Raw genomic sequence first — 17,135 nt, 5'->3', positions numbered from 1 at the left:
CGGTTTGCCAAGGGCGTCGCCACTTCCACAAGCCGCGCATTTGCTCTAGTGCGCAGCCGTCATGACCGAACCACGCGACTTCCGCCCGACCGTCTTCCTGCCGAAGACCGATTTCCCGATGAAGGCTGGCCTGCCCCAGAAGGAGCCGGTGATCCTGCAACGCTGGCAGGATGAGGGCATTTACCGGAAGGTCCGCGAGGCGCGCAAAGGCCGCGAGAAGTTCATCCTCCATGATGGCCCGCCCTATGCCAATGGCGACATGCACATCGGCCATGCGCTGAACCATATCCTGAAAGACATGGTTTGCCGCACCCAGACGCTGCTGGGCAAGGACGCGCCCTATGTGCCCGGCTGGGACTGCCACGGCCTTCCGATCGAATGGAAGGTCGAGGAGGAATACCGCAAGAAAAAGAAGAACAAGGACGAGGTTCCGCCAAAGGAATTCCGCGCCGAATGCCGCGCCTATGCTCAGAAGTGGGTCGATGTGCAGCGCGAGCAATTGAAGCGCCTCGGCATCAATGGCGATTGGGACAACCCCTACCTGACGATGGATAGCCAAGCCGAGGGCACCATCGTGCGCGAACTGCTGAAGTTTGCGGAAAGCGGCCAGCTTTATCGCGGGGCCAAGCCGGTGATGTGGTCGCCGGTCGAAAAGACCGCGCTGGCCGAGGCCGAGGTCGAGTACGAGGACATCGTCTCCACGCAGGTGGATGTGGCGTTCGAGATTGTTGAGTCGCCGATTGAAGCGCTCAAGGGCGCTTATGCGGTCATCTGGACGACGACGCCGTGGACGATCCCGGTGAACCAAGCTTTGGCTTATGGGCCTGAGGTTGAGTATGTTGTGCTCGATCTTGCGCGCGTCCCGTTGGCGCCAGAGTTGCAACCCGGTCAATCGGTGCCGGTTATGCAAACTCACGAGCGCAAATGTTTAATTGCATCGGCGCTACAAGAAGCTTTCTATTCACGCCTTGAGCGCATGGAACCCGGCCGTTGGGTTAATCACGGGAGTGTCTGGCGCGGCAAAGGCTCCGACCTCGCAGGGACAATCGCACAACACCCCATCTACACTTACCTTCGTCATTCCCGCGAAGGCGGGAATCCAGTTGCAACGTCTGAACTGGATCCCCGCCTTCGCGGGGATGACGAACAAGTAAGGCGGGACGTCGAATGGGAGGGCAGCCTCGCCTTTTTCGCAAAGCCGCGTCTTTTCCTCCCCGGCGATTTCGTCACGACCGACAGCGGCACGGGCCTTGTCCACATGGCCCCCGATCATGGCGAGGACGACTTTGCGTTGTGCAAGGCGCACGGGATCGAGCCGGTGTTCGCGGTGTTGGGCGACGGCAAGTATCGGGAGGACTGGGGCTGGCTCGGCGGGCAGGGCTCGGTCATCAACCCCAAGTTCAACGCGCCCGATGGTCCGATCTGTGAGGCCCTGCGCGAGGCTGGCGGGCTGCTGGCGGCGTCGGCGGATTACAAGCATTCCTATCCGCATTCGTGGCGCTCGAAGGCCAAGGTGATCTATCGCTGCACGCCGCAGTGGTTCGTGCCGATGGATCGTGAACTCCCCTCCCGCTTGCGGGAGGGGTCGGGGGTGGGCCTGGCGGCCAGCGATGCCTCTGAAACAAGCCCACCCCTAACCCCTCCCGCAAGCGGGAGGGGGACTTTGAGGGACGTTGCGATCAAGGCCATCGCCAACACCCGCTTCGTTCCCGAAAAGGGCCGCAATCGTATCGGTGCGATGGTCGAAGGCCGCCCCGACTGGGTGCTGTCGCGCCAGCGCGCGTGGGGCGTGCCGATCACGCTGTTCGTTGATCGCAAGACCGGGCAGTACCTCGCCGACGCGCAAGTCAACGCGCGCATCGTCGCGGCTGTCATGGCGGGCGGCGTGGACGCGTGGGACGAAGAACACGCGCAGGACTATCTCGGCGATGCCTACAAGCTCGACGATTACGAGCGCGTCACCGACATTCTCGACGTGTGGTTCGATTCCGGCTCCACCCATGCCTTCGTGCTGGAATCGGGACGCTGGCCGGATCTTTCGTGGCCTGCCAACCTCTATCTCGAAGGGTCGGACCAGCATCGCGGCTGGTTCCAGTCCTCATTGCTGGAAAGCTGCGCCACGCGGGGCCGCGCGCCTTATGATGCGGTGCTGACGCACGGGTTCACGATGGACCAGAAGGGCATGAAAATGTCCAAGTCGCTCGGCAACACGATCAGCCCGATTGATCTGATGCGCGATTATGGCGCGGATATCCTGCGGCTCTGGGCGCTCTCGGTCGATTTCACCGAAGACCACCGCATCGGCAAAGAGATCCTCCAGGGGGTTGCCGACCAGTACCGCAAGCTGCGCAACACTTATCGCTATCTGCTCGGCGCGCTGGAAGGTTTCAGCGAGGACGAGCGGCTGCTGGTGGCAGAGATGCCGGAGCTTGAGCAGTACATGCTGGGTCTGCTGGGCAAGCTGGACGCCACGCTGCGGCAGGCGGTCGATGACTTCGACTATAACACTTATGTCCGCGCGCTGACCGATTTCTGCAACGAGGACCTCTCGGCGTTCTTCTTCGATATCCGCAAGGACAGCCTCTATTGCGACGCGCCGACTGATCCGAAGCGCCGGGCCTATCGCACCGTGCTCGACATGCTGTTCCACGCGTTGGTGCGCTATGGCGCGCCGGTACTGGTGTTCACGGCGGAAGAGGTTTGGGCTTCGCGCTATCCGGGCAGTGACAGTGTGCATCTGCTGGAATGGCCGGATGTTCCTGCGGTCAGCGTCGATGAAGCGCGCTGGAACGAATTGCGCGCTTTGCGCCAGACGGTGAACGAAGCCATCGAACCGCTGCGCCGTGAAAAGGTGCTGGGTTCGGGTCTTGAAGCCGTTGTTACCGTGCCCGAATCCGCGCCGGAAGCCGATCTGGCAGAGCTGTTCATCACCGCGACAGTAACGCGCGGGCAGGGCAGTGATGTGACTGTCGAACGCTCCACCGATCACAAGTGCGGCCGCTGCTGGCGGCTCCTGCCCGAAGTTGCGGCGGACGGTGACCTGTGTGGCCGCTGCGAGGACGTGGTGACGCAGATCGACGCGGGCGTGGCGGCATGATCCTCCGGCGCGCGCGTCTTGAAGGTCTGGCGCTGGCGTTTGCCATGTTCGCCCTCGACCGCGCGGTAAAACTGCTGATGATCGGCACACTCGCCTTGCCCGAACGCGGGGTGATCGATCTGCTGCCGATGTTCGATCTGCGCTATGCGGAAAACTACGGCGTTTCATTCGGGATGTTTTCGGCCACTTCGCTGGAAATGCGACTGGGGCTGATCGTGATGACCGGGCTGATCGCGGCGGGCGTGTTCGTGTGGATGCTGCGCGAGACCGCGCGCGGCGATATTCTTGGCTTGGGAATGGTGCTCGGCGGGGCGCTGGGCAACATCTACGACCGGCTGAGCTACGGCTATGTGATCGACTATGCCGATCTGCATATCGGCGCATGGCGACCGTTCCAGATATTCAACCTTGCCGACGTTGCCATCACCTTCGGCGTCCTGATACTGCTTGCCCGTTCGTTCAAATCGCGCGAAAAGCCGAACGATGGCGGCCCCAACAACGGCGATACTACCGCCACGGAGAATGCATGATGCGTAAAGCTGCCGCCCTCGCCCTCGTCGTTCCGGTGGCGACATTGCTGTCCGCCTGCGGTAGCAGCGGCGGCTCGCTGCTTAACCGTGACCGGCCTGATGAAATGGCGGTGACCCGCGCCGCGCCGTTGGTGGTGCCGCCCGATTTCGGCCTTACCCCGCCCAACCCCGGTGCGCCACGCCCGCAGGATACCGATGCCGGACGCCAGGCGCTCGATGCGCTGTTCGGCGGCCCTTCGGCGCGTTCGGGCGTGGAAACCGATGCGATCAACCGCGCAGGTACGGCTGCCGCATCGATCCGCTCGACCGTGGGTGATCCCGATACCCAGACCGTGGCCAAGGGCCAGGTCGTGCGCGATATTCTTGCTGCGCCCGAAGGCGATGGCCAGGCCGCAACCGCGGCAGTATCGGGCTGACCGATCTGGAATGCATATACCGCGAAGAATACCGGAAAACCTCGCTTCGGCGGGGTTTTTCTTTGGCGGCTATGTCGTTCGCAATCGATAGGACCGCCTTTTCCCTTGGTCAGACCTGCCAGTCTATGGTCCCGCGCCCGTGGGCTTCGAGGAATGCATTGGCCTGGCTGAAATGGCGGCACCCGAAGAAGCCGTTGTAGGCCGAAAGCGGGCTGGGGTGGGGCGCCTTGAGCACAAGGTGCGGTCCATCTGACAGCCCTGAAACACGCGCCGCCTTCTTCTGCGCATGGCTGCCCCACAACATGAATACGCTCGGTTCGGCGCGCGCCGCAACGGCGGCGATGGCGGCGTCGGTAAAGTGTTCCCACCCCCGGTTCTGGTGCGCGCCTGCGTTGGCGGCTTCCACCGTGAGCGCATTGTTGAGCAGCAGCACACCTTGCTCCGCCCAATGCGTCAGGTTGCCATGGGCAGGGCGCGGCAGGCCGAGATCGCTCTCAAGCTCCTTGTAGATGTTGACGAGACTGGGCGGCACCTTGATGCCGGGGCGGACCGAGAAGGCAAGACCATGGGCCTGCCCGGAGCCATGATAGGGGTCCTGCCCCAGGATCACCACGCGCACCCGGTCAAGCGGGGTCAGTTCCAGCGCAGCCAGCCTTTGCCCGCGCGGAGGATAGATTGTCTTCCCGCTGCGCTCTTCGGCCTGAAGGAAGGCGCCAAGCGCGCGCAGCGGTGGCGATCGCAGGATTGGTTCGAGCGCCGGACGCCATGATGGAGGCAGGGTGGAGGCTGTCATCGCATGGCAGATCTGGCGGTTGTGGTCGCACGAAGCAAGGGCGGCGTTAGCCGGGCAAGACTGCGGCGTCCGGTTCGTCGCGAACCGGCAGGTCGCTTACGGCGATGGATTCGCGCCGGGTTCCCCAGTGGATGGAACTCCACACGCGTTCATGGAAGTAGTAAAGGCCGATCTTGGTGATGACCTCGGTTCCGGCGATGGCGCCTGCGGCCTTGGCGCTGCCGGTAAACAGCCAGCTCAGCACGAACGTATCGATACTGCCGAGCGTCCGCCAGCTGATCGCCTTGACGACCGAGCGGGTGTGCGCTTCGTGCCCGTTGAACAGGATCATCCAGACATTCCCCCATTGCGCGCCGCGTTTGAGCAATTGCGGCAGCGCCCGGCTGTCGTTTCGGGCGTTTTGCCGGGTCTGTCCACCCTGATTTCGTGCCGCACACGCAGTTCGGCCCATGTCGGGGGACTGAACGCTTGCGACACACCCGGTGAGCGCCTAAGCGCTAGGCATGGCTGTTTACTTGCATGAAAATGATCTGCCTGAGGGCGTTCTTGCTCCTGGCCCGGTGGCTGTAGATACGGAAACGATGGGCCTTATCACCCCGCGTGACCGCCTTTGCGTGGTCCAGATTTCGGACGGACGGGGCGACGAACATCTTGTGCGCTTTTCACCCGGCAACGATTTCGCTGCACCGAACCTCAAGGCAGTGCTGGCAGATCCCGAACGGTTGAAGCTGTATCATTTTGCACGCTTCGATCTTGCAGCCGTCGAACATTATCTTGGCGTGACCGCGGCGCCGGTGTTCTGCACCAAGATCGCATCCAAGCTGGTGCGCACTTATACCGACCGCCATGGCCTCAAGGACCTTGTGCGCGAATTGCTGGGCAAGGAAATTTCCAAGCAGCAGCAATCGAGCGACTGGGGCGCGCCAACACTGACCGATGCACAGCAGGAATATGCCGCATCCGACGTGCGGCACCTGCATGCGATGCATGCTATCCTTGTCGAGCGGCTGGAACGCGAAGGCCGCACCGCCATCGCGCAGGCCTGCTTCGATTTCCTGCCGATGCGCGCCCGCCTGGATCTTGCAGGCTGGGCCGAGCGTGACATCTTCAGCCACGAGTAATGCGCTAGGGATAACCCCCCCACGATGACCGTGCAGGCCGACATCATCCGTTCGAAGCGTCAAGGCTCAGCCGCGCCTGGGGGCTTTCACGATCGTCTGGTCCATTTTCTGGCGCGTGCGCTGCCCGCTGCCGTTGGCGCGATGCTGGCAATCATGATCATTTCACCGCTTTCGCCGCGCGGAGAGATCAGCTTCCTGCTCGATCGTCGCAAGGTGGCGGTCCTGGAAGATCGCATGAAGCTTTCCAGCGCGATGTATCGCGGTCAGGACGATGATGGCCGCAGCTTTTCGATTACGGCCGGTTCGGCCGTGCAACGTACGCGGACCGTGCCGACGATCGAACTGGACCAGTTGACCGCGCGCATCCTCCTTGATGATGGCCCCGCGTTGTTGACGGCGGGCAAGGGCAACTACGATTTTGGCAAGGAGATCGTCGACATCGTCGGCCCGATCAATTTCCAGACGGCAGACGGCTATCGTATGACCGCAACCAATGTCGACATCGATTTAGGTGCGAAGCGCCTGAAAAGCCGCGGGCCGGTGGAGGGCCGCATTCCGGCTGGAACATTCTCGGCCGACACGATAAGCGCAGACTTGTCGGAACGATCCGTTACACTGGAAGGAAATGCCCGCCTCCGCATGGTGCCGGGCAGGATGAAGATGCCATGACCATGATCGAAATCATCCGTTCCGCCCGCCCGTTGCGCATGGCCGCATTGGGTTTTGCCGTATCGACCGCGCTGGTGGCCGGGGCGCAGCACCTTTCGGCGCAGGGCATTGCCAGCCATGACAGCGACGCCCCGGTCAATTATCTGGCCGATCGTATCGAAGTGCAGGACAAGGCCAAGCGCGTGGTGCTTTCCGGCAATGTCGATATCTCCCAAACCGACCTGCGCATGCGGGCTGCGCGCACCACTGTCGCCTATACCGACGCTGGTAGCATTCAGATCGACCGGATCGACGCGACCGGCGGCGTTCAGGTGACGCGCGGCAGCGAAAGCGCGCGCGGTGACGTGGCAGTCTATGATTTCGATCGCAACATCATCACCATGACCGGAAACGTCGCGCTGCGGCGTGGCGGGGATACCTTGAACGGCGGACGTCTGGTCATCGATCTCGATTCCGGTCTTTCCAGCGTGGATGGACGGTCAGGTTCGGGCGCGGGTTCTGCCGCGGGCCGGGTTTCGGGCACGTTCAACGTGCGCAAGCGCAACTGACGCGCGTGGTGCTGGCCGAACCGAACAGTCAGCGCTGGCAGGTCAACCGGGCCTTTTCGATAATCGCGGCTTCGTTTTCCAAATGTTTCGGCACATAGGCGCCTTTCAGACGATCCAGCATCAGACAATCGAGCCGCGCGCCACGCGCCGCAGCTTCGTTGATGGTCGCCGCGAAGGTGGCGGGCGGCAGATCGATCCCGCCTGCCAGAAATGCTCGTTCCCAGCGGCCTCCGGTGGTGAGCATTTCGGCCATGGCCGAACGCCCTTGTGGTGTGGCAAGCAGTCGGGCGGTGAAATCGGCGACCGGAACCTGATCTTCGCGCATCGCCCATAGTGCGGCAACACGGCGCGATGCTTCGGCCATATCGCCGGCGTTCAGTGCAATGTCGAACATGGCCTGTTGTGCGATCGAATCGCGCCAGCCGCGCCGGGCGGCTTGCTGCACGATCAAAGCCGCCCCTGCTTCATTGCCGTTGCGCACTTCGGCGATCGCGAGCAGCGAAAGATGTTCGGACGGGACCGGGCGTCGTTCGACCAGCAGGCGCGCGTTCCGCAGTGCTTTGACAGGGGAGTCGGCGCGGACTGTCGAAATCGTCTGGCGTTCAAGCGCGAAGCTGCGGAATGGCGCCGGAACCAGCGGTGCGAGTTCCGGCTGGCGACGCGCCTGCCGGTCAAGCTGCAAGCCGGCGGCAAGAACAGCCAACGTGACCATAACTGCGATCCAGATATAGCGGATCATGTCACTGGCTCCTGCCCGTTCGCGTCGGAAGGCTTGCGCCTGCCCGGAGGGGCGATCAGCACGATGGCCAAGGCGGCCATGCAAAGCATGGTGTGGTTGCGCAAGGGATAGTCCAGTGCAGATTGCAGGGCGATGGCCAGCATCACCCCGGTTCCTGCCAGAGCAGGCCAGCGTTGTGCCGTCGAAATTGCCCGCCATGCCGAAAATGCGATCCATAGCGCCCACGCGGCGACAACAGCCAGCCCGAAGACGCCAGCTTCGATTGCCAGTTCGAGATAATCGTTGTGTGCACGTCCGGCCTTGCGCGGGGAGATGTATTCAAGCGATTCGTCGGCTTGAAACACTTCGTCGAACGTGGCCATGCCCGAACCGATCGGCCAATATCGCTGCGCGGTATAAGTCGCGTCGTCCCAGATCAGGGCGCGCTGGTCATCCACGTTTTCGAAGCGCGCCAGCGCCGTTCCCAAGCGGGATTCGCCAATCATTGGTATCACTGACGCCAGTGCCGCAATCGCGAGGCCTGCAACGAGCAGCGCGCGCGAGGTGGCGACGGATCCGGCATCGGACTTCCCCATCCGCCCCGATATGGCGCGGAAGATGGCGAGTGCAAGCGGGAGCGCAAGCATGACAATGCTGGTACGCGACTGGGTGAGGATTACACCGAGCGCGAGCATGACCGCAGCGAGCAGATGCGTGAGACCACCCATCGTTCGTGATTTGCCTGATGGCAGGGCTGCTAGCAGGATGAGGCAGCAGACAAGGAACAGGCCGGTAGAATTGCGATTGGCGAAGAATCCGAACAATACACCGGGCATCTCGTTTTCAGGATAAAGGACACCAGTTCCGCCGCCGCCCAGTACTTGCACCACGCCCAGAGTGACATTCAGGAGGCCAAGCGCAACCACCACCTGCATGACCCGGTGAAGTCTGTCTCCACCGAGGCGCCAGCCGGTGGTAATCACGGCAAATGGCGCGATCAGGCCGATGAGGGCGACAAGTGTACGATAGGGACTGACCGTCGTCGTAAACCACATGTCGCCAGCGCCGACGCTGGCAAGGGCGTCCCTGACCAGCGCTCGTCCAGGCATCTCTGTCCAGATGGAGGGCGGAAGCGGCAAAAGCTGGATAAGAGGAACGGCGAGCGAGACGACGACAAGCGCTGTCAACGCGCGCGGACCGTACACGGCAAAGTCGCGCACTGATGTGAAATTCAGGGACAGCACCAGCAATGCGGCAAGCTGCACGACGAGGTTTGAAAGGCCGTAAGCGACACCGCCACCGCCAAACAAAGCTGCCAGGATCAATAGAGCGACTAGCTGGCTGACCCGAGTTTTGAACATGACGCGTGATTGACCGGCTTAGCGCGCGTGGTCAAGGAAATCTGGCCAGAAGCGGGCCGATCGACCGATGCGGGCGCGATGTGCGATTGCTGCGGAGTGTATCAAGGGGCATCCGGTGAGGATTGATCGACCTGGCGGTCAAAACCACGATACCTGCATCGAGAACCCACCGCGTGGGATGTGCCTGCGATAAGTGCAGACACGGAAAACCCGGCCACCATTGCTGGTGACCGGGTTTGATTCCGTCAAGCGCGGATCAGTCTGCGCCGTTCGACTTCGAGTCAACAGCCTTGGCAATGCCGAAAGCAGCAGCTCCGCCGGCCAGCAGGATGATGATCAGGGCCGAAGGAGCAAGCTCGTTTTCTTCAGAAACAGCAGCCGAAGCACGGTTCGCTGAATAGCTGGCAGCAGGATATACAGCAGATTCGCTTGCACGAGTGCCGGCCTGGGCAGCGATCGGGGCCATCAGCAGCGACGAAGCAACGAGTGCCGCAGCAATGTTAGAAAACTTCATGGTCAATCTCCTAAGCAGTATCGCTTCCGTGTACCGCCCTCTCGACTGACAGTCATACCGCAACGCAAAATGATTCGCAACTAAAAGATAAGTAGAACCACTTAGCCATTTTCTGAGATCGCAGTGGGACGCATGGTGGCAATAAAATGACATAAAAACAATATCTTAATTGCATTGTGGCAATCGAGCGGCGGGGAAATTGCAACCCTCGCGTGCACTTCGGCTCGCAATGGTTTGGTTAATGAAGCATTCACTTTTGCACTTTGGCGGGCGAAATTCGTCATTGGCTGTTGCGCTGCATGAATTTTTGCATCGTCATTTGCAGCATCAAGCCATTACATGTTGCGCTGCAGCGTCAGGTTGTGATCGGGTGTTGGGCGCTCGAAACCAAAGGCCGCGTTTATGGCCGCGTTTCGGATGTGGGGGGGCGGGATGCATGGAAAACGTGAAGACGGACGCTGCGCAATAATCGGGTTGTCGCAATCGCGAGTTTAAACTCGCGAACGGATGCGAGGGCGATGAAATGTCTTTGGAATAATCCGCCAAAAGGCTGAAAAATACGATATGCCGACTTCTCCATACCTTGCCTGAACCACCCGCACGGCAGCTTGCCGTAGCTCGGCCGACAGGCCGTTTGTGGCCCTACGGTTCAAGGTTGACCTGCGCAATTTATACTGCAATGCAGCGCCCATATTGGAGTGATTCAGGCGGATTTTCGGTAATATGTCTGCCGGGATCGATGCAGGTAATGCATCTTGGGCCTGGTGGTGGCATATTTTCAAGGGCTTGAAATATCAGGCTTCATTTGGTGTTGAGCAGGAGTTTCGCGGAAAGTGAATATCACCACAGCCCGTTCGCCACGGAAAGGGATTATTCTTGCAGGCGGCTCTGGCACACGCCTTTATCCGCTGACGCGTGGTGTATCGAAGCAGCTCATGCCGGTCTTCGACAAGCCCATGATCTATTATCCTTTGAGCACGCTCATGCTCGCCGGAATTCAGGATATCCTGATCATTACCACGCCTGATGATGCTGCGCAGTTTCAGCGTGTACTTGGCGATGGGTCGGATTTCGGCATTTCGCTGACTTACGCTGTGCAGCCGACACCGGATGGCCTTGCTCAGGCATTTCATATCGGTGCGGATTTCGTGGGCGGAAACCCAAGCGCACTGGTCTTGGGCGATAACATTTTCTACGGCCATGGCCTTCCCGAACTGCTGTGCAATGCTAACGCAAACAGCACCGGAGCCAGTGTCTTTGCCTATCGGGTCAACAATCCTCAGGCTTATGGTGTGGTGGCATTCGACGAGAGCGGTCGCGCGATGTCGATCGAGGAAAAGCCGACGCAGCCCAAATCCAACTACGCGGTTACGGGCCTGTACTTCTATGATGAAACGGTGGTTGATCGCGCTCGTGATCTCAAGCCTTCGCCGCGCGGCGAACTTGAGATCACTGACCTGAACCGGCTGTACATGGAAGAAGGCCAGTTGTCGGTCGAAATCATGGGCAGAGGCTTCGCTTGGCTGGATACCGGAACGCACGGATCGTTGCTCGATGCTGCGGCCTATGTCCGCATCACCGAAGAGCGGCAGGGCCTGAAAATCTGCTGTCCTGAAGAAATCGCCTGGCGGCAGGGCTTCATTGATGACGCCAAGCTTGAGGCGATCGCCCAGCCTTTGCGCAAATCGGGCTACGGTGAATATCTTTTGAATCTGATTGTTCAGGGATAAATTCGATGAACATCATTGAATGCAACATTCCCGGCCCTCTCATCATTGAGCCCAAGGTTTTCGGCGATGAGCGGGGGTTCTTTCTTGAAACGTGGAATAACGCAGCCTTCGCGCAAGCCGGGTTGAATCTGCAATTTGTGCAGGATAACCACAGCCGCTCGAAAAAGGGCGTTCTGCGCGGAATGCATTTTCAGAATCCTGAGCCGCAAGGGAAACTGGTGCGGGTGGTGCGAGGTGCCGTTTACGACGTGGCTGTGGATTTGCGCCGTTCCTCGCCGACGTTCGGAAAATGGACCGGGGTGACCCTGTCTGCTGAAAACAAGCGGATGTTCTGGGTGCCCGAAGGCTTCGCTCACGGCTTCCTGACTCTGGAAGACGACACGGATTTCCTGTACAAATGCACTGCGCCCTATGCGCCGCAGAATGAAGCGAGCCTTGCGTGGGACGATCCTGCAGTGGGTATTGAATGGCCGCTTGGCGACATTCAGCCGCAGATCTCCGCAAAGGATGCCGCAGGTCTTTCGCTGGACAAGGTTCAGGCTTTCGCATGAAGGCATTAGTCACCGGGGTTAACGGGCAGGTCGGCAGTGCACTGTTGCGCACTTGCCCGGAAGGCTGGACTTGCGTGGCGCTGGACCGCGCCGCTCTGGACCTGAGCGATGCCGATGCGATTGCGCGGATCGTCGATGCCGAGAAGCCCGATCTCGTGCTTAATTCCGCCGCCTACACTGCGGTTGACCGGGCGGAGAGCGAGCAAGACCTGGCCTATGCCATCAATGCACGTGCACCGGGTGCTTTTGCCGAGGCGCTGGCCAAAACCGGCGGGCGGCTGGTCACTGTATCGACCGACTTCGTTTTCGACGGCACCAGTGGGACCGGCTACAAGCCTGGCGATACGCGCAACCCACAATCCATCTATGGTGCCAGCAAGGCCGATGGCGAGATTGCTGCGGGTGAAGATTCCATAATCGTGCGGACCAGCTGGGTCTATGCTGCGGGTGGCGCAAATTTTGTGCGGACCATGCTGCGCTTGATGCGTGAGCGCGATGAACTGCGGGTCGTAGGAGACCAGATCGGTTCGCCGACCTGGGCCACCGGGCTTGCGCGCACACTATGGGGGCTTGCCTTGGCGGACAGGCCGGGGATCTGGCATCACCGCGATGCCGGCGTTGCCAGCTGGTACGATTTTGCCGTGGCGATCGGCGAGGAAGCATTGGCGGCGGGGCTGCTCGCCCGGTTGCCACGGATAGTCCCGATTTCAACATCCGAATATCCCGTTCCGGCCAGACGACCGTCATTTTCCGTCCTGGACGTGACCGAAACACGCGCGGCGCTGGGTGACGAAAACATTCATTGGCGCACGAACCTGCGGCTCATGCTCGAAGAGGAAAAGGCACTTGGCTAACCTGCTTGTCACCGGCGGCGCCGGTTTCATCGGCGGCAACTTCGTTCACTACTGGGGCAAATCCCACCCGGACGACAGCGTGATCGTGCTGGATTGCCTGACATATGCAGGCAATGAATCGACAATTGCCGATGTCGAGCAGGCCGAACTGGTTGTTGGCGACATTCGCGACACCGATCTGGTCGAAAAGCTGCTGCGCGAGCGCGACATCGCCACCATCGTGCATTTTGCTGCTGAAAGCCACGTCGATCGTTCGATCAGTGGCCCTGACGCATTCATCGATACCAACATCCTGGGCACGAACAGCTTGCTCAAGGCGGCCCGGTCGGTTTGGCTGGGCGCCAACGGCGGGCGCGAACATCGTTTCCATCATATCTCGACCGACGAAGTCTATGGCTCGCTTGGACCGGATGATGCGGCATTTTCGGAGACGACGCAGTACCAGCCGAATTCGCCCTATTCGGCGTCCAAGGCGGCGTCGGATCACCTCGTCCGTGCCTATCACCATACCTACGGGCTGCAGGTAACCACCACCAACTGCTCCAACAACTACGGGCCTTATCATTACCCGGAAAAGCTGATTCCGCTGTTCATCCTGAACGCGCTATCGGGCAAGTCTCTGCCGATCTACGGCGATGGGATGAATGTGCGCGACTGGCTTTACGTCGAAGACCATTGTCGTGGCATCGAAGCGACGCTGATGAATGGCAAGGCGGGCGAGACTTACAACATCGGCGGAGGTGAAGAACTCCGCAACATGGCAGTCATTGATCGCATCTGTGCCGAAGTCGATCTTGCGTTTGTAGAAATTCCGGGTCTTGCCGCACGCTACCCCGATGCTCCGGCAGCCAAAGGGCGCCCGACGTCTGAATTGAAGACGTTTGTCGAAGATCGCAAGGGGCATGATCGCCGCTATGCCATTGACGAGACGAAAGCCCGCACGGAACTGGGTTATGTGCCGCAGCATGATTTCGAAACCGGCCTGCGTAGCACCCTGCGCTGGTATCTCGATAATGAAGACTGGTGGGTGCCGCTGCTCAAAAAAAGCTGAAGAAAGTGTCGCCTTGTGGCGCATCGGGCATCATCCCGCGCACCAAGGCAAGCAATCGTACCCGACCGTGCCGGCGGAAGGTTTCAGTCTTCCGAAAGAGTGGCCGGGTTGCCAAGCGCGCGTCTGCCAGGGGGCACATCCTTGGTAACGACCGCGCCTGGCAGCACTTCGCAATCCGCACCGATGCTGACTCCGGGCATGATGATCGCGCGGGCGCCGATGACTGCATTTTCACCAATTCGGGTATGGGGGCGGATGCCGCGCGTCATGTCGTGTGACAGGATTACCGCCGCGTGATCTATCACGCAACCGGCGGCAATGTGGATGCCGCGCGGGTTGGTGCGGTCGACATAGGCCGACGTTGAAATCCAGGCGGATGGATGAATGTCCATTTTCCAGAACCGTGTCTGAAAAACATGCCGCAACCTCTGGCTGAAGCTGCGTCGCCTGTGTTTTGAAGTCTTTGACATGCAGGAAACTGATGTATCTTCAGGGCAGGCCAGAAGCAACAGACAACAGGCTTTTCATGTATGGCGCTTGATCTGAATGATTTTTGGACAGTGCGGGCCGTAGTCCTTAATCTACGCCAGAATTGGTTGCAGTGGCGCCATGGGGCAATAATTGATCGAACCAGCACGGTCTCAACTTCGGCAACGCTTGTCGGAGGCGGGAAGGGTGACATCAGGATCGGAGCCGAAACACTAGTGGCACTGAAATGCCTTATCATTGCACGCGATACTTTCGGAACTGCCAAGCGCATCACCATCGGCCGACGGTGCTTTATCGGCGGAGGCTCTATCATTATGCCGGGTGTGACGATTGGAAACGAAGTGATTGTCGGTGCGGGATCGGTCGTGTTTGATGACGTTCCCGATCGATGTGCCGTGGCGGGGAACCCTGCCCGGATCGTCAAGCGGGATATAGAAGTTGGCCGGTACGGGCGCCTGTCATACGCAACATTGAATATGCGGAAGAACGAGATATAGGATTTCAGGGCGAGATGCGGCGTATGTCGGTCATGGCTGTGGGCATGGCAATCGCATTGCCCTTTGTCGGGTGGCAATCTGGCGAGAGACCGCATTGGCAGGTTGGCGGAAGCCAGATAGTTGGGCATGCATCCTTGCCGCCGGCAGGCACATTTCCTCTTATTGTCCCCAAGGGAGCGAGCCTCATCCTCCAAGGCGACAGCAACGTGCGCAGTCGGCCACCGATCGATGATGCCCGCTCCTTGCCAACCTTGCTCCGACGAAGCATCGGGCCGACCGTCGAAGTTGTAGTTCGCAGCTTCGGCGGCGATACGATTTCCCTAGGTATGAAACGCTGGCTGACAGGAACACATCCCGGTGATCTCGTCATCCTGGTTTACGGGACCAACGATGCCGCTCCCCGAGGGTGGATGGCAAAGCGAGAACGAGTACCGACACACGTCTATCAGATGAAGCTTGCCGAACTTGCCCGCAAATTCGAAAACATAGGTGCGCGCACCTTGATCCTGGCGCCGTTGCCGACTGGTTCGTCCGCGATGGAACGCCGGGTCGCCCCATACCGTTTTGCTGCGCGGCAAGCGGCGATTGACGCAAATGTAAGTTTCCTTGATCCCGTTGCCGCATTCAACCGTAACGGGATCAAGAAACCCGCGCTCGGTTATGATGGCTTGCATCTAAGCGTTTCGGGACATGAGCAATTGAGTGCCTGGCTGATCCAAAACATCAGGATCGGCGTTCGGCATAACGACATTGCAGTGGACGTCTCAACGCACGATCCTGCCGACTGATTTGCCGGTGAGGCGCAGCGCCGTCACAGCTCCCAGCAAGCCAGCATCTGAAAATGCGATGGCGTGCTGATTAATGGCAAAGGGTCAGTTTGACTGACTTGGAGAATCCCTGCACTGCCGCTTCAGATATCTTCGCGATTTCCATCAGCTATTGCCTGCGCCGTGGCTTTGAGATTGGCATGGCCTGTACGCTGATCCGGCTCAAGGTGGTTCCCTTCGGCCCATTCGTTCCACGCGTTGATGAAGACGAAGCGGCGCCCTGCCGGTGCATTCTTCCTTGTCCATGAAACCATCTCGCGCAGCCAGCGACCATAGCGCTCAGGCGTGGCTCCGATGAATATCAGCGGGCGGATTTTCTTGCGTGCCGAATTGTCCCAGCCAGGCGTTACACAACGCAGCCAGCGATCGGGCGCGACTCCTGTCGGCGGCGAACTGGAGGCCATGCTGCTGGCGAGATCATCGTACAGATGGATTGCTGCTTGCCGTGCGCCACGAATCCTCGCGAACATGCGGCACCAGATACGTGTCAGCAGACGCCGTATTCCGGTCGAAGAAGGCGCTGTATATTTGTTTGGCGCAAATTCGACCGCGACGTCAAAACCACCCGCTTCCATATCGAAGGGCGACGTCATGAATGCGCCCAGAAAAATTTCGCCCAATCCGGCCTTGCGCGCAAGATCACGCCAGTTGTCCGTGGTCGATCTTGCGTCGGGCAGTTGATCGGGGCGATAGACGAAGAACGCAATCTTCCCGTCCACGCGAAGGTAACGGGAATCCGAGAAGACCGGCAGCAATGCGGCGAAGTGCGCGGCGTCGTCTTCCGGTCCGTAATTCTGGGCCAGCAGGACCGACGTGTCCTGACCATCCCAGGTCCGTGTCCAGTTCTCGTTTGCCCAGCACAGGCAAAACGGAAAATCCGGCTTGCCCGATGCGACGATGTCGTTGACGGGGCGCTCCAGAATGCGTTTGCCGCCGAACCAGTAGTGATAGTAGCAAAAGGCAGATATGCCATACTCGCGTGCCAGCGCTGCTTGGGCATCGCGCGTTTCGGGCAGGCGCATGTCGTAAAAGCCGAGGTCTGCGGGGAGATGAGGCTGCGGATGTCGGGGAAACAGGGGACGGGCCCTCGTCACATTCGTCCATTCGGTAAAGCCTTTGCCCCACCAGGCATCGTTTTCTGGCACCGGATGATACTGCGGGAGGTGAATCGCGATGGCTTTGACGTCGTCGTTGGCAATGTTCGGATCCATGATTTCTGAGACTGCCCCGCATGCTGCATTGCAAAATAGGGCTAGCACAAGGTATTGGAAAAACCCATAGGGATTTCACGTGAAAGCTGCGATTGAGCCGTGGCTTTGGCTGTCAAATGCTGCGGACCGGCAATGCGTTACGAGAATGGGTGGAAACC

At 59.9% G+C, this 17,135-nt stretch carries 20 protein-coding genes; 12 read left to right on the top strand and 8 right to left on the bottom strand.

Features of this window, described 5'->3' with window-relative positions; all coding sequences use genetic code 11:
* Positions 1 to 61: 61 nt before the first annotated feature.
* Genes ileS through LUA85_RS14885 form a run of 3 tightly spaced genes read left to right on the top strand, consistent with a single transcriptional unit; the run spans position 62 to position 4,043 of the window.
* On the top strand, positions 62 to 3,097 hold the full coding sequence (gene ileS / locus LUA85_RS14895) for an isoleucine--tRNA ligase (protein ID WP_231471054.1): 3,036 nt from the start codon (positions 62 to 64) through the stop codon (positions 3,095 to 3,097).
* A complete protein-coding gene (gene lspA / locus LUA85_RS14890) occupies positions 3,094 to 3,627 on the top strand; it encodes a signal peptidase II (RefSeq protein WP_231471053.1) in 534 nt (177 codons plus the stop codon). The genes ileS and lspA overlap by 4 nt, the downstream gene beginning before the upstream one ends.
* The gene (locus tag LUA85_RS14885; protein ID WP_231471900.1) at positions 3,627 to 4,043 is read left to right on the top strand and encodes a DUF3035 domain-containing protein; all 417 of its coding nucleotides are present in this window, start codon (positions 3,627 to 3,629) and stop codon (positions 4,041 to 4,043) included. Before lspA ends, LUA85_RS14885 begins: the two co-directional genes overlap by 1 nt.
* A 109-nt stretch (positions 4,044 to 4,152) precedes the next feature.
* On the opposite strand, the gene ung is transcribed toward LUA85_RS14885, so the two are convergent.
* Both ung and LUA85_RS14875 read right to left on the bottom strand, forming a co-directional pair.
* Positions 4,153 to 4,836, bottom strand: a complete 684-nt coding sequence (gene ung, locus LUA85_RS14880) for a uracil-DNA glycosylase (protein ID WP_231471052.1) — start codon at positions 4,834 to 4,836, stop codon at positions 4,153 to 4,155.
* Between the two features lie 46 nt (positions 4,837 to 4,882).
* A complete protein-coding gene (locus LUA85_RS14875; RefSeq protein ID WP_231471051.1) occupies positions 4,883 to 5,167 on the bottom strand; it encodes a DUF2061 domain-containing protein in 285 nt (94 codons plus the stop codon).
* A gap of 172 nt (positions 5,168 to 5,339) precedes the next feature.
* On the opposite strand from LUA85_RS14875, the gene LUA85_RS14870 reads away from it, so the two are divergent.
* From LUA85_RS14870 to LUA85_RS14860, 3 genes are read left to right on the top strand one after another with little or no spacing between them, the layout of a single operon-like run.
* Positions 5,340 to 5,957, top strand: a complete 618-nt coding sequence (locus LUA85_RS14870) for a ribonuclease D (RefSeq protein ID WP_231471050.1) — start codon at positions 5,340 to 5,342, stop codon at positions 5,955 to 5,957.
* A 24-nt stretch (positions 5,958 to 5,981) separates the two neighbouring features.
* Positions 5,982 to 6,626 (top strand): LPS export ABC transporter periplasmic protein LptC, encoded by a 645-nt coding sequence (locus LUA85_RS14865; RefSeq protein ID WP_231471049.1) that lies wholly within the window; start codon positions 5,982 to 5,984, stop codon positions 6,624 to 6,626.
* Positions 6,623 to 7,174, top strand: a complete 552-nt coding sequence (locus LUA85_RS14860) for an LptA/OstA family protein (RefSeq protein WP_231471048.1) — start codon at positions 6,623 to 6,625, stop codon at positions 7,172 to 7,174. Before LUA85_RS14865 ends, LUA85_RS14860 begins: the two co-directional genes overlap by 4 nt.
* A 28-nt stretch (positions 7,175 to 7,202) precedes the next feature.
* On the opposite strand, the gene LUA85_RS14855 is transcribed toward LUA85_RS14860, so the two are convergent.
* The 4 genes from LUA85_RS14855 to LUA85_RS14840 all read right to left on the bottom strand — a co-directional run bounded on the left by LUA85_RS14855 (position 7,203) and on the right by LUA85_RS14840 (position 10,051).
* A complete protein-coding gene (locus LUA85_RS14855; RefSeq protein ID WP_231471047.1) occupies positions 7,203 to 7,913 on the bottom strand; it encodes a hypothetical protein in 711 nt (236 codons plus the stop codon).
* Entirely contained in the window at positions 7,910 to 9,253 is a 1,344-nt protein-coding gene (locus tag LUA85_RS14850) for an O-antigen ligase (RefSeq protein ID WP_231471046.1), read from the bottom strand. The genes LUA85_RS14855 and LUA85_RS14850 overlap by 4 nt, the downstream gene beginning before the upstream one ends.
* Before the next feature lie 256 nt (positions 9,254 to 9,509).
* Complete coding sequence (locus LUA85_RS14845; RefSeq protein ID WP_231471045.1) at positions 9,510 to 9,767, bottom strand: hypothetical protein; 258 nt, start codon at positions 9,765 to 9,767, stop codon at positions 9,510 to 9,512.
* Between the two features lie 101 nt (positions 9,768 to 9,868).
* Positions 9,869 to 10,051, bottom strand: coding sequence for a hypothetical protein (locus LUA85_RS14840; protein WP_231471044.1), 183 nt, complete (start codon positions 10,049 to 10,051; stop codon positions 9,869 to 9,871).
* A gap of 549 nt (positions 10,052 to 10,600) precedes the next feature.
* Here LUA85_RS14840 and rfbA point away from each other — a divergent pair.
* The 4 genes from rfbA to rfbB are packed head-to-tail and all read left to right on the top strand — an operon-like array spanning position 10,601 to position 13,953.
* Positions 10,601 to 11,497 (top strand): glucose-1-phosphate thymidylyltransferase RfbA, encoded by an 897-nt coding sequence (gene rfbA / locus LUA85_RS14835; protein WP_231471043.1) that lies wholly within the window; start codon positions 10,601 to 10,603, stop codon positions 11,495 to 11,497.
* 5 nt (positions 11,498 to 11,502) lie between these two features.
* A complete protein-coding gene (gene rfbC, locus LUA85_RS14830; RefSeq protein WP_231471042.1) occupies positions 11,503 to 12,048 on the top strand; it encodes a dTDP-4-dehydrorhamnose 3,5-epimerase in 546 nt (181 codons plus the stop codon).
* Positions 12,045 to 12,902, top strand: coding sequence for a dTDP-4-dehydrorhamnose reductase (rfbD, locus tag LUA85_RS14825; protein WP_231471041.1), 858 nt, complete (start codon positions 12,045 to 12,047; stop codon positions 12,900 to 12,902). Before rfbC ends, rfbD begins: the two co-directional genes overlap by 4 nt.
* Complete coding sequence (rfbB, locus tag LUA85_RS14820) at positions 12,895 to 13,953, top strand: dTDP-glucose 4,6-dehydratase (RefSeq protein ID WP_231471040.1); 1,059 nt, start codon at positions 12,895 to 12,897, stop codon at positions 13,951 to 13,953. Before rfbD ends, rfbB begins: the two co-directional genes overlap by 8 nt.
* A gap of 83 nt (positions 13,954 to 14,036) precedes the next feature.
* On the opposite strand, the gene LUA85_RS14815 is transcribed toward rfbB, so the two are convergent.
* Positions 14,037 to 14,345 (bottom strand): DapH/DapD/GlmU-related protein, encoded by a 309-nt coding sequence (locus tag LUA85_RS14815; RefSeq protein ID WP_231471039.1) that lies wholly within the window; start codon positions 14,343 to 14,345, stop codon positions 14,037 to 14,039.
* 138 nt (positions 14,346 to 14,483) lie between these two features.
* Between LUA85_RS14815 and LUA85_RS14810 the strand changes: the two genes are divergently transcribed.
* A complete protein-coding gene (locus tag LUA85_RS14810) occupies positions 14,484 to 14,939 on the top strand; it encodes a DapH/DapD/GlmU-related protein (RefSeq protein ID WP_231471038.1) in 456 nt (151 codons plus the stop codon).
* A gap of 44 nt (positions 14,940 to 14,983) precedes the next feature.
* Entirely contained in the window at positions 14,984 to 15,727 is a 744-nt protein-coding gene (locus LUA85_RS14805) for an SGNH/GDSL hydrolase family protein (RefSeq protein WP_231471037.1), read from the top strand.
* Positions 15,728 to 15,849: 122 nt separating this feature from the next.
* Here the strand turns inward: LUA85_RS14805 and LUA85_RS14800 are convergent, their stop codons facing one another.
* Positions 15,850 to 16,977: a glycoside hydrolase family 99-like domain-containing protein gene (locus LUA85_RS14800; protein WP_231471036.1), complete on the bottom strand. Its 1,128-nt coding sequence runs from the start codon at positions 16,975 to 16,977 to the stop codon at positions 15,850 to 15,852.
* Between the last annotated feature and the right edge of the window lie 158 nt (positions 16,978 to 17,135).

The sequence above is a fragment of the Novosphingobium sp. CECT 9465 genome (assembly GCF_920987055.1).
Lineage (GTDB): Bacteria > Pseudomonadota > Alphaproteobacteria > Sphingomonadales > Sphingomonadaceae > Novosphingobium.
The sequence above is the reverse complement of the archived record's forward strand: the minus strand, read 5'-3'. Positions and strand labels throughout refer to the sequence as shown.